Origin of the sequence: Streptomyces sp. SM10 (assembly GCF_002910915.1) — a bacterium.
In the GTDB taxonomy this organism is placed as follows: domain Bacteria; phylum Actinomycetota; class Actinomycetes; order Streptomycetales; family Streptomycetaceae; genus Streptomyces.
On sequence record NZ_NEUF01000017.1, the window covers coordinates 1 to 12659 of the forward strand.

Consider the following 12659-nt stretch of genomic DNA (forward strand, 5'->3'; position numbering starts at 1 on the left):
GCGGCTGGACGGTGGGAGCCGGCTCCTGGGGCGGCACCGTGCGGGCCCGGGGCGTGGCGGACGCTCCCTGCCCGTCCCCCTCGGCGCGGCTGCGGGAACCACCGCCGTCGGCGTCCGCCGCGGAGTGCTCCTCCCGGGAGACGCCGGAGGGCGCCTCACCGCTCGCCGGTGCGCCGCCCTGGCCGGTGTCCGCCGCCGAATCGCCTCCTCCGGCCGGCGCGGGGACCCGCGCCTCGCCGTTCGCCTTGCGTCGCCGCTCGGCGGGGGACGAGGCCTGAAGGCCCATGCCCCCGGTGGTACGGAACAGTTCGTCGGCCCCCGGCAGACTCACTCGGCGTGACACCGGGCGAGCACCTCCCTGGCGAGCTGGCGATAGGCGGCGGCACCGACCGAGTTGGACGCGTACGTGGTGATGGGTTCACCGGCGACCGTGGTCTCCGGGAAGCGCACGGTGCGTCCGATGACGGTGTGGTAGACGTGGTCGTCGAAGGCCTCGACGACGCGTGCGAGCACCTCACGGCTGTGCACCGTGCGGGAGTCGTACATGGTGGCGAGGATGCCGTCCAGCTCCAGCTCGGGGTTGAGCCTCTCCTGGACCTTCTCGATGGTCTCGGTCAGCAGCGCCACACCACGCAGCGCGAAGAACTCGCACTCCAGCGGGACTATCACCTTGTGAGCCGCCGTCAGGGCGTTCACGGTGAGCAGGCCGAGGGAGGGCTGACAGTCGATCACGATGTAGTCGTAGTCGGCCATCAGCGGCTTGAGGGCGCGCTGCAGCGTCGACTCCCGGGCCACCTCGCTCACCAGCTGCACCTCGGCGGCCGAGAGGTCGATGTTGCTCGGGAGCAGGTCCATGTTGGGCACGGCCGTCTTCAGCAGGACCTCGTCGGCCGCCATACCCCGCTCCATGAGCAGGTTGTAGACGGTGAGGTCGAGCTCCATCGGGTTGACCCCGAGACCGACGGACAGGGCTCCCTGCGGGTCGAAGTCGACGAGCAGGACACGTCGGCCGTACTCCGCGAGCGCGGCGCCCAGGTTGATGGTCGACGTGGTCTTGCCCACGCCGCCCTTCTGGTTGCACATAGCGATGATCTTCGCGGGGCCGTGGTCGGTCAGCGGACCGGGAATCGGGAAGTACGGCAGCGGCCGGCCGGTCGGTCCGATCCGCTCGCGGCGCTGGCGAGCGGCGTCGGGCGCGAGCGTGGCCGCGTACTCCGGATCGGGCTCGTATTCGGCATCGGGGTCGTAGAAGTGCCCCTCGGGCACCTCGGCGAAGTCGGCGAAGTGGGCGGTCTCCCGGCCACTCTCGTTGCCGGCCATGGCGTTCACGTGTAGGCCGTCCATCATCTGGGGGGCTGTCGTCATCTGCTGGTGGGTGGCGAAGGTGCGGACAGCGACGGAGCCGACAGCTTCGAGCCCGATCGGGCTCAGACCCCGTGCAGGCATCCCTGGTTGACCACCCCCGGGAGTAATTGTCGACTCATTCACAAGTCGTCTTACCTCCTTGGATGTGACCAGGACTACTTATCGATAGGTCAGCGTGGCACCATGCCGACGATTGGCGACTCTATGGCGTGTCACCGGTTCGCAGCAACACAATCCGCCGGACCCGGCCCGATGTGTCGGCAATCGAACACCCCTCTGTCAAGAGCACGGAGCGTCCGGGGCACACCTTTCGCGGGGGTGCAAAACGGGTAGAGGCTTACGTCTCCGGCGAGTTGGGCCGGGGCCCCTCACGCGTCCGGCCGGACCTTGCTGGGCAAGGTCCGGCCGGACGCGTGAGGTTGACGGAGAGGGTTGACCCGCTCAGCCGATCAGCGTGCTCAGTTCGACGTGGTCGAGGCCGTGGGCCTCGGCCACCTCGCGGTAAACCACCTGGCCGTCATGGGTGTTGAGACCCTTGGCGAGGGCGGCGTCACGGCGCAGCGCCTCGACCCAGCCCCGGTTCGCGAGCTCCAGGATGTAGGGCAGCGTGGCGTTGGTGAGGGCGTACGTGGAGGTGTTCGGCACGGCGCCCGGCATGTTCGCGACGCAGTAGAAGACCGAGTTGTGGACCATGAAGGTCGGCTCGGCGTGCGTGGTCGGATGCGAGTCCTCGAAGCAGCCGCCCTGGTCGATCGCGATGTCGACAAGAACACTTCCGGGCTTCATCTTGGCGACCAGCTCGTTGGTGACCAGCTTCGGCGCCTTCGCACCGGGGATGAGGACGGCGCCCACGACGAGGTCGGCCTCGACGACGGCCTTCTCGAGCTCGAGGGCGTTGGAGACGACCGTCCGCACCTTCGTGCCGAAGATCTTGTCGGCCTCGCGCAGCTTGTTGATGTCCTTGTCGAGCAGCGTCACGTGGAAGCCGAGCCCGACGGCGATCTGCGTGGCGTTCCAGCCCGAGACACCGCCGCCGATGACGACGGCCCGGGCCGAACCCGTACCGGGGACACCACCGGGGAGCACTCCGCGTCCGCCGACCGAACGCATCAGGTGGTAGGCGCCGACCTGCGGGGCGAGGCGGCCGGCCACCTCGGACATCGGGGCCAGGAGCGGCAGCGCGCGGGTCGCGGTCTCGACCGTCTCGTACGCGATGGCGGTCGTTCCCGACGCGATCAGGGCGTCCGTGCACGCGCGGGATGCGGCGAGGTGCAGGTAGGTGAAGAGGGTCTGGCCCTTGCGGAGGCGGTGGTACTCCTCGGCGACCGGCTCCTTCACCTTGAGCAGCAGGTCGGCGGCGGCCCAGACCTCGTCGGCGGTGGGGAGGATCCGCGCACCGGCGGCGACGTACTCCGCGTCCGGGATGGACGAGCCCTCACCGGCGTGCTGCTCCACGAGGACCTGGTGGCCGTGACGGACGAGCTCATGCACTCCGGCAGGGGTGATCGCCACCCGGAACTCGTTGTTCTTGACTTCGCGGGGGATGCCGACCTTCACGTCGATCACGGTCCTTGGCTCGGAGAGATGCTCGGACAGAGCGGGAGATACCCGCATGAACCAAGCATAGGGGGAGACACCGCAGAGATGTGCGGCAGAGCCATCATTAATGAAGGGCTTCTCGCTGTCCAGCCTTACAAAGCATTAAGTTTCGACGGAAGTACTACGGATATCGTAGGTCGCCCCCTTCTCTCCCAGCAGTCTGTCGGCCGACGCCCGGTGCAGCCGGGCCGCCGCCGGATCCCCGAGGCGGTCCAGGGTGTCCGCCAGCCTGAGTTCCAGCGCGGCCTGGAGCCGCACGTCACCGGCCCTGCGCGCCAGGTCGACCGCTTCCCGGCAGGTGTGCAGCGACTCCTGCGGCCGGCCGGCGTACTCCTGCACCCGCGCGGCCTCGCTGAGCGCCCGCGCCTGGGCCGGCAGGTCCCCGAGTCTGCGGTGGCCCGACGCCGCCGCCCGCCAGTCGCGCAGCGCCTCGCCGTAGCGCCCGGCGTACGTGTGGACGGCACCCAGCCGCCCGTACAGCCGTGCCGCCTCGGCCCGCTCCCCCTGGCCGAGGCGCTGGGCGAGGGCACGGCCGTACCAGTCGGAGGCGCGGTTGTAGTCCCCCAGCTCGGCGTACGCGCCGCCTGCGGATTCCATCGCCCGGCCGGTCGCGTACAGGTCGTTCGCCGCGCGCCCGGCGTCCAGCGCGGCCCTGTAGCGGGCCAGCGCCTCGCGCGTACGGCCGGTCCTGGCGTCCAGGTCGGCGAGATTGAGCAGGGCCGCGGCCTTCTCCCGCGGCAGGTCGCGGCGGACCGCCACGTCGAGGACCAGACCGTGCAGCCCGTACAGCACGGGCGCGGCGTCCTCGGTCCCCCGGTGCGCCGCGAGGGCGCGGACGAGAGCGGCCACCAGCCGGCGGGCGAGGGTGTCCAGGTCGCCCTCGCGGACCGCGGCACGGGCGGCGGCCAGCAGCGCGGGCTCACGGATCCGCAGCCACTCGGCGGCGGACTCGGGATGCGGGAAGCGCAGGGAGCGCGGCAGCCCCGCCAGCCGGCGGCGGGCCGGGGAGTCCTCGGGGTCGGTGACCGCCCGGCAGGCCTGCAGCCGGCGCACGGTCCGCTCCAGCATCCTGGCGCGGGCCAGCTGGATCTCGGCGGGCCGCTCCCGCTCCTCCAGCACCGCACGCACCAGCGGGGCAAGGCAGCCGGGCACCTCGTACTGCGGGAGCTCGGCACCGTTGGTCCGCAGCAGCCCGAACCGGACGAAGTCGTCCAGGGTGCTCTGGGCGGCCGACACCGAGCACCCGGCCAGCGCGGAGGCCGTGTGGGCGTCGGCCAGTCCGGCGGGGGCGAGGGCGAGCAGCCGCAGGGTGCGGGCGGCGGCCGGGGGCAGCGAGTCGTGCACCAGCCGGAAGGCGCGGGCCAGCGGCTGGGTGGCGGCGGGCTGTTCGGAGTCCTCCTGCCGCTCGCGCAGTTGCTTGGCGACGTCCGCGACCGACGCGCCAGGCCGGGCGGCGAGCCAGCCGGCGATCAGGGTCAGTGCGGCGGGCTGTCCCCCGCACTCCTCCGTGAGCGTCTCGGCGGTGCGCGGATCGACGGTGATGCGGACCTGGCCGATGGTGCGGGCGAGCAACTGCACGGAGGAGCCCGCGTCCAGCCCGCCGATGGTGCACGGGCGGACACCGGGAATTCCGGTGAGCGGGCCGGTCGCGGTGGCGACGACCAGGCAGTCGGGGTTGTCCGGCAGCAGCGGATCCACCTGTTCGGCGTCCACGGCGTCGTCGAGCACGATCAGTGCGCGGCGCACGGCGAACGCCTCGCGGACCATCTCGGCGAGCTCGTCCTCGCCGGTTCCGGGCGGGGCGGTGAGTGAGAGGAGGCCCAGGAGTCCGCGTGCGGCCCGCTCCAAGGGGACGCGCTCGCCTCCGGGTTCGGTGAGCGGGACCCGGAGGACCCCGTCGGGGTAGTCGCCGGGTTCCGCGAGCCGTCGGGCGAGTTCGGCGGCGAGGGCGCTGCGTCCGGATCCGGGCCGCCCGGCGATCAGCAGGACCCTGGCGCGCGCCGCCTTGCGGCCGGCCAGCGTGTCGAGGCCGGCCCCTTCGACGTCTTCCTGAAGGGCTTTCAACTCGCGTTCACGGCCGAAGAACTGGGGTGGCACGGCGCCGGGCGGTTCCTTGGCTCCCGCCGTCCCCGCCGCTGAGGCCGGGCCGCTGGTGTCCACCGCCTGATCGGTCACGGGCCACGCTCCACTTCGCTGCACGCGGTTGCCCGCCGGAACTCCGGGCGGGGCCTTTCGAGCGTAGTTCAGTGGTGCGGACGATCACGGCCGAGCGCGGCGGACACATCCCTCGATCGGATCAGCTTTTCGTACGACCGCCCCCCGATCGGAGCAGCGCCGGTCCGCCCCGGCGGGGACGGACCGGACGAGGGGTCAGACCTCGAACGGGCGGGCCGGCCAGGGCGCCTCGGCCGGACGGAGGGAGTCCACCCCGTCCCCCGCCAGCACCGCGGTCAGCGACAGGACGCCGACCACCAGGCAGTTGTTGTGCAGGTCCCCGGCGAGGACCCCTCGTACGAGCTCCTCCAGGGGCACCCTGGCCTGCTCCATGTCGGCCTCCTCCTCGGAGACCTCGAAGCGCTCCCCCTCGGCCTCGGAGAGGTCCCGGGCGAGGAAGATACGCACGGCCTCGTCGCAGCCGCCGGGCGTCGTGTAGACGTCGGTCAGCACCCGCCAGTCCTCGGCCTTGACGTGGGCTTCCTCGTAGAGCTCGCGCTGGGCGGCGTGCAGCGGGTTCTCGCCGGGGATGTCGAGCAGCCCCGCGGGGATCTCCCACAGCTTGTGGCGCACCGGGTGCCGGTACTGCCGCAGGACGAGGACCCTGCCGTCCGCGTCGAGCGCGAGCACGGCGACGGAGCCGGGGTGGACCTGGTAGTCGCGGCTGTGGACGCTTCCGTCGGGCATCACGACGTCGTCGGTGCGGACGCTGGTCTTGTTACCGGTGAAGGGGGTCACCGTCGCGGTGACCTGCCACTCCTCGGGTGTGTCCTGGAAACCCATCTACGTCCTCCCACGAACAAACAGAAACCGGGGCACGCATCCCGTCAAGGATCCGTACCCCGGTCAACCGTATCGCCTTACGCGTCGGCGCCCGTTCCGTGTGCCGCGACCTTGCGCTCCACGGCGGCCTTCACCAGACCGGCGAAGAGCGGGTGGGGGCGCGTCGGGCGGGAGCGCAGCTCCGGGTGCGCCTGGGTGGCGACCAGGTAGGGGTGGACCTCACGCGGGTACTCGACGTACTCGACGAGCTTGTTGTCCGGGGAGGTGCCGGAGAAGAACAGTCCCGCCTTCTTCTCGAGCTCCGCGCGGTAGCCGTTGTTGACCTCGTAGCGGTGGCGGTGGCGCTCCTCGACGTACGGCTCGCCGGCGTAGGCCTCGCGGACCAGGGAGCCCTCGGCGAGCTTCGCCGGGTACAGGCCGAGCCGCATGGTGCCGCCCAGGTCGCCCGCGCCCTCGACATACGCGAGCTGCTCCTCCATGGTGGAGATGACGGGGTGTCCGGTGGCGGCGTCGAACTCCGTGGAGTTGGCGTCGGGGATGCCGGCGAGGTTGCGCGCCGCCTCGATCACGATGCACTGGAGGCCCAGGCAGAGGCCGAGCAGCGGCACCTTGTTCTCGCGGGCGTACTGGATGGCGCCGACCTTGCCGACCACACCGCGCTCGCCGAAGCCGCCGGGGATGCAGATGGCGTCGACGTCGCCGAGCTGCTTCTGCGCGCCGGCCGGGGTCTTGCAGTCGTCGGAGGCGACCCACTTGACCTTGACGCGTGCCTTGTTGGCGAAACCGCCGGCCCGGATGGCCTCGGTGACCGAGAGGTAGGCGTCGGGCAGGTCGATGTACTTGCCGACCAGGGCGACGGTGACCTCGTGGTCGGGGTTGTGGACCCGGTCCAGCAGGTCGTCCCAGGTGGTCCAGTCGACGTCGCGGAACGGAAGGTCCAGCTTGCGGACGACATAGGCGTCCAGGCCCTCGGTGTGCAGCACCTTGGGGATGTCGTAGATCGACCGGGCGTCCTTGCAGGCCACCACGGCGGCCTCGTCGACGTCGCACATCAGCGAGATCTTGCGCTTGATGGCGGTCGGGACGTCGCGGTCGGCGCGCAGGACGATGGCGTCCGGCTGGATACCGATGTTGCGCAGCGCGGCGACGGAGTGCTGGGTCGGCTTGGTCTTCAGCTCGCCGGACGGGCCGATGTAGGGCAGCAGCGAGATGTGCACGACGAAGACGTTGTCGCGGCCGACCTCGTGGCGGACCTGGCGGACCGTCTCCAGGAACGGCAGCGACTCGATGTCGCCGACCGTGCCGCCGACCTCGGTGATGACGACGTCCACGTCGTCGGTCGCCATGCGCCGGATGCGGTGCTTGATCTCGTTGGTGATGTGCGGGATGACCTGGACGGTGTCGCCGAGGTACTCGCCACGCCGCTCCTTGGCGATCACCGTGTTGTAGACCTGGCCGGTCGTGACGTTGGCCGAGCCGTCGAGGTCGACGTCGAGGAAGCGCTCGTAGTGGCCGATGTCCAGGTCGGTCTCGGCGCCGTCGTTGGTGACGAACACCTCACCGTGCTGGAAGGGGTTCATCGTGCCGGGGTCGACGTTGAGATAGGGGTCGAGCTTCTGCATGGTGACCCGCAGGCCACGTGCCTTGAGCAGGGCACCCAGGCTGGAGGCAGTCAGACCCTTGCCGAGGGAGGAGGCGACACCCCCGGTGACGAAGATGTGCTTGGTCGTCGTGGATGAGGGCTGCATAGCCAAAGGGGGCTCCCGTGGTCGCGATCGTGAGGTGCGTGCCGGCATGCCGTACGGAGATTTCCGGAGGCGCCGTCGCTGCGGTTCGGGGGCCTCGTCCACTGTCGGGACGACCACCGGTCCACGGGCTACCAGGGTAACAGCGACGAGGGGAGGGTGCTTCCGGCCATGCCCGCACCGGTGTGGGCACACGATCGACACGTCCGTTTCAGGTCCCACCCATTCGCCCGAGACAGGTGGCGGACAACTTGCGGACAGGCGCGCGGATCTACCGGGTGCGTCGTATCCTGCTCGGACACTCGCTGCCGAGTTGGCCGGCCCAGCGGCTCCACCCCAGCCCGCTCACCCGTGCAAGAGCTCGTCGGTTCTACTACAACGACCCCTTGACCAGCAGTAAGCGCCCTACGGGGCGACATGGCCGTTCGACTGGAGACGCACGTGGCCGGGCGCATCGAGGATTACGCACTCATCGGAGACATGCAGACCGCAGCCCTGGTCTGCCGGGACGGCACAGCGGACTGGCTGTGCCTGCCCCGTTTCGATTCACATGCAATTTTCGCGGGACTTCTCGGTACCGAGGAGCACGGCTTCTGGCGGCTGGGACCCGCCCGCGCCGAGGGCGCGGAGGCTCCCGCCGCGGACCGGCGCCGCTACCGCGGTGACTCGCTCATCCTGGAATCGGAGTGGGACACCCCTCGCGGCACGGTCCGCGTGACCGATTTCATGCCGCCGCGTGACGGCGCGCCCCAGCTGATCCGCATCGTGGAGGGGGTGAGCGGCCGGGTCCCGATGCGCTCCGAACTGCGGATGCGTTTCAGTTACGGACGGGTCACCCCGTGGGTGCACAAGGTCGACAACCGTACGGTCGCCGTCGCGGGCCCCGACTCGGTGTGGCTCGACACGGAGGCGGAGACGTACGGCCAGAACCTGACGACGTACTCCGACTTCACCGTGGCGCCCGGCGACCGGATCGCCTTCACCATCAGCTGGCAGCCCTCGCACCACGAGCCGCCCGGCGTGCCGGAGCCGGAGTCGTCCCTGGAGGCGACGGAGAACTTCTGGCGCGAGTGGGTCGAGCAGTGCACGTACCACGGTCCCTACCGGGAGGCCGTCGTCCGCTCGCTCATCACGCTGAAGGCGCTCACCTACGCGCCGACCGGGGGCATCGTGGCCGCCCCGACCACCTCCCTGCCGGAGGACATCGGCGGCTCGCGCAACTGGGACTACCGCTACACCTGGCTGCGGGACGCGGCGATCACGCTCTCGTCCCTGCTCCGCACGGGCTACCGCGAGGAGGCCCGCGCCTGGCGCGAGTGGCTGCTGCGGGCCGTCGCGGGCGACCCGGAGAACCTGCAGATCATGTACGGCATCGCGGGTGAGCGGGAGCTCGGCGAGGCGGAGCTGGACTGGCTGCCCGGTTACGAGAACTCCGGGCCGGTCCGGGTCGGCAACGGCGCGGCGAACCAGCTCCAGCTCGACGTGTACGGCGAGGTCACCGAGGCGCTGCACCTGGCGCACATGACGGGCCTGACCCGCAACGACTACGCGATGGGCCTCCAGCTCAAGCTGATCAGCTATCTGGAGAAGCACTGGGAGGAGCCGGACGAGGGCATCTGGGAGGTGCGCGGGCCGCGCCGGCACTTCGTGCACTCCAAGGTGATGGCCTGGGTCGCCGTCGACCGGACGATCAAGCTGATCGAGTCAGGGGACGCCGAGGGGCCGCTGGAGCGGTGGTACGAGCTGCGTGACGACATCCACCGCGATGTCTGCGAGCGGGGCTACGACGCGGAGCGCAACACCTTCACCCAGTCCTACGGCTCCAAGGAGCTGGACGCCTCCCTGCTGCTGATTCCGCAGATGGGGTTCCTGCCGCCCGACGACAAGCGGGTCATCGGGACGATCGAGGCGATTCAGCGGGAGCTGTCCACGGAGGACGGCTTCGTCCTGCGCTACCCCACCGAGGGCGACGACGCGGGCGTGGACGGCCTGGAGGGCGACGAGGGCGCGTTCCTGGCCTGCTCGTTCTGGCTGGCGGACGACCTGGCGATGATCGGCCGGGTCGACGAGGCCCGCCGTCTCTTCGAGAAGCTGCTGTCCCTCCGCAACGACCTCGGCCTGCTGGCCGAGGAGTGGGACTCCAATCTGCAGCGTCAGGTGGGGAACTTCCCGCAGGCGTTCAGCCATGTGCCGCTGATCGACACGGCGCTGCGTCTGACGGCCAGCGGGGCGTACGTGGGCTGACCCGGAGGGCGGGGCAGGACCTGTGCAGGAACGGCCGATCTCCACGGCCGGGCCTACGATGGAAAGGTCCTGCCACGCCCTGCGAAGGGGGCTCCCCATGACGCCCCGATCCCCTGCGACGGACACCGCCCGGAACGTGCTGGGCCCGGATTTCGCCGGAGCGGTCCACATCCCGGGCGACCCGGGTTACGACGAGGCCCGGACCGTCTTCAACAGCATGATCGACCGCAGACCCGCGGTGGTCGCGCAGTGCGCCGGTGAGGCGGACGTCGCGCGGGCGCTGCGCTTCGCGCGCGAGGAGGAGCTGGAGGTCGCCGTACGCGGCGGCGGCCACAGCGTCGCGGGCATGGCCCTGAGCGAGGGCGGTCTGGTGGTCGACCTGCGCCGGATGAGCACCGTGGACGTCGACCGCGAGGCCCGCTCCGCCCGCGTCGGCGGCGGTGCCACCATGAGCGATCTGGACCGGGCCACCCAGCCGTACGCCCTGGCGACCACGGGCGGGCGCGTGTCCACGACCGGTGTCGGCGGCTTCACGCTGGGCGGCGGGTCAGGATGGCTGGAGCGCGCTTTCGGACTGGCCTGTGACAATCTCCTGGCCGCCGAGGTGGTGACGGCGGACGGCAGCACGGTGCACGCGAGCGCGCAGGAGAACCCGGAGCTCTTCTGGGCCCTGCACGGCGGCGGTGGCAACTTCGGTGTGGTCACCTCGCTGACGTTGCGGCTGCACGACCTGCCGGCGATGAGCATGGCGCTGCTCCTGTTCCGCCCGGAGAACGGCCCCGAGGCCGTCCGTACGTACCGGAACGTGATGGAGTCCGCCCCCGACGCGGCGGGCGGCGCCTGCATCTACATCACCGGACCGCCCGAGGAGTGGGTGCCCGAGGCCATGGTGGGCCGGCTCGTCTGCGCGGTCCTGGTCACCTGTGCCGGGACGGAGGCGGAACTGCGCGAGGTGGCGGCGCCGCTGCTGGCGCTGGAGCGCGAGGCAGAGGTGATCGACGCCATCCCGTACGCCGACCTGCAGTGCATGCTCGACGACCCGCCCGGCATGCGGAACTACTGGTCGGCGGAGTACCTGGACGGCTTCCCCGACGAGGCGGCGGCCGCCTTCTGCGCGGCGGCCGCGACGATGCCCGTCCCCTCGGGTTCGCAGCATGTGCTGTTCCCGATGGGCGGCGCGGTGGCCCGGGGACCCGCCGACTACCCGCTGCCCTGGCGCTCCTCCCCGTGGGCCGTGCATCCCTTCGGCGTCTGGGAGAGCGAGGCCGGCGACGAGGAGGCCAAGCAGTGGGTGCGCCGGGTCCGCGGCGACTTCGTGCCGTGGGCGAGCGGCGCGGTCTACCTCAATTTCATCGGGCGCGAGGGCCAGGAGCGGGTCGTCGCCGGATTCGGGGAGCACGCCTACGAACGGCTGTCCCGGGTCAAGGCGCGCTACGACCCCGACAACGTCTTCCACCTCAACCACAACGTCAAGCCGGCGGTGGCCGAGGTGTGACGTGCCCGGCGTGGGCCGGTACCTTCCTGACCGGGGGGTTCGCGCCCCATGGACACGAAGGCACGAGCGCGTGAGCGCACGACGGGAAGCACGAGGCCGGAGCCGGTGGAGACAGAGGGCGGGATCACCGTGCGGCGGGCGCTGGAGCTCCCGGGGCTGCGCGGCGGACTCCCGGAGGTACTGACCGGCGAGGACCGGCTGGACCGCACGGTGCGGTGGGTGCACGCGGGTGAGGCGCCGAACATCCCCGCCCTGCTCAAGGGCGGGGAGCTCCTGCTCACCACGGGGCTCGGCCTGGGGGCCCGGCCCTCCGACCAGCGCGCCTTCGTCCGAAAGCTGGCCGACCGCTCGATCGCCGCCCTGGTCGTGGAACTCGGACCGCGCTTCGGCCGGCTGCCGACGGCGATCGTGGAGGCGGCGCGGATCGCGGGGCTGCCGCTCGTCCAGCTGCACCGCGAGGTGCCGTTCGTGGCGGTGACCGAGGAGATCCACACCGAGATCGTCAACGGCCACTACGCCCTGCTCCAGCGGGCCGAGGAGGTCCACCGGCGGTGCACGCAGGCGGTTCTCGGCGGCGGCGGGGTGCCGCAGGTCCTGGGGATCCTGGCGGATTTCGCCGCGAATCCGGTCTTCCTGGAGACCCCGGACGGACGGCTGCTTTTCGCGGCGGGCACGGGGACGGGGCCGGTGGGAGCCGATCCGCTCCAGGTCTGGGAGGGGTTGCGCGGGGCACGCGCGTCCCGGGAGGCACCGCCCGCCGGAGCGGTGCTGGTCGAGGTGCCGGGGGGCGGGCCCGGGGCCGGCTCCGTGCGGGCCCGGCTGGTGCTGCTGGCCGTGTCGGGGCCGCTGGCGACGGTGCACCGGATGGCGGCCGAGCGTGCGGCGGGCATCCTGGCGGTCGTGCTGATGCAGGCCCGCCAGGAGGAGGAAGTGGCGGCGCGGGGGCGCGGTGACTTCCTCACGGATCTCGCCGAGGGCCGGATCTCCCCCGGTGACGCACCCGCCCAGGCCGGGGTCCTGGGGTTCAGGCCGGGCGAGCACCCGCTGCTGCCCGTGGTGATGCTTCTCGCCCCGGAGTCCGCGCCATCCGGCAGCTGGGCGCTGCCGGCCAGGACCGTGGCGGAGGAACTCGCGGCAGTCGGAGCGCCGCTGCTGGTCGGGGTGCGCCCGGTGGAGGGCAGGGTCCTGCTGCTGCTGGCGCTGCGACCGGACAC

8 protein-coding genes and 1 pseudogene are annotated in these 12659 nt (G+C 71.4%); 3 read left to right on the forward strand and 6 right to left on the reverse strand.

The window, feature by feature from the left end; genetic code table 11:
• From B9S57_RS00810 to B9S57_RS00835, 6 genes and pseudogenes are all read right to left on the reverse strand, one after another.
• Nucleotides 1-343, reverse strand: a pseudogene (locus tag B9S57_RS00810) (hypothetical protein); the annotation flags it as partial.
• Nucleotides 328-1446 (reverse strand): ParA family protein, encoded by a 1119-nt coding sequence (locus tag B9S57_RS00815; RefSeq protein ID WP_103513592.1) that lies wholly within the window; start codon nt 1444-1446, stop codon nt 328-330. The gene B9S57_RS00815 and the pseudogene B9S57_RS00810, both read right to left, overlap by 16 nt.
• A 360-nt stretch (nt 1447-1806) precedes the next feature.
• Nucleotides 1807-2922 (reverse strand): alanine dehydrogenase, encoded by a 1116-nt coding sequence (ald, locus tag B9S57_RS00820; protein ID WP_103513599.1) that lies wholly within the window; start codon nt 2920-2922, stop codon nt 1807-1809.
• A 144-nt stretch (nt 2923-3066) separates the two neighbouring features.
• Nucleotides 3067-5139 carry an ATP-binding protein gene (locus B9S57_RS00825; RefSeq protein ID WP_103513593.1) on the reverse strand — a complete coding sequence of 691 codons (2073 nt, stop codon included), beginning with the start codon at nt 5137-5139 and terminating at the stop codon, nt 3067-3069.
• A 195-nt stretch (nt 5140-5334) separates the two neighbouring features.
• Nucleotides 5335-5961: an NUDIX hydrolase gene (locus tag B9S57_RS00830; RefSeq protein ID WP_103513594.1), complete on the reverse strand. Its 627-nt coding sequence runs from the start codon at nt 5959-5961 to the stop codon at nt 5335-5337.
• Nucleotides 5962-6038: 77 nt separating this feature from the next.
• Nucleotides 6039-7709: a CTP synthase gene (locus B9S57_RS00835; RefSeq protein WP_103513595.1), complete on the reverse strand. Its 1671-nt coding sequence runs from the start codon at nt 7707-7709 to the stop codon at nt 6039-6041.
• 438 nt (nt 7710-8147) lie between these two features.
• Between B9S57_RS00835 and B9S57_RS00840 the strand changes: the two genes are divergently transcribed.
• The 3 genes from B9S57_RS00840 to B9S57_RS00850 all read left to right on the forward strand — a co-directional run.
• Nucleotides 8148-9950, forward strand: coding sequence for a glycoside hydrolase family 15 protein (locus B9S57_RS00840; protein ID WP_103513596.1), 1803 nt, complete (start codon nt 8148-8150; stop codon nt 9948-9950).
• Nucleotides 9951-10047: 97 nt separating this feature from the next.
• The gene (locus tag B9S57_RS00845; RefSeq protein ID WP_103513597.1) at nt 10048-11445 is read left to right on the forward strand and encodes an FAD-binding oxidoreductase; all 1398 of its coding nucleotides are present in this window, start codon (nt 10048-10050) and stop codon (nt 11443-11445) included.
• 105 nt (nt 11446-11550) lie between these two features.
• Nucleotides 11551-12659: PucR family transcriptional regulator ligand-binding domain-containing protein (locus B9S57_RS00850; RefSeq protein WP_103513598.1), on the forward strand; the 1109-nt coding region annotated here is incomplete at its 3' end.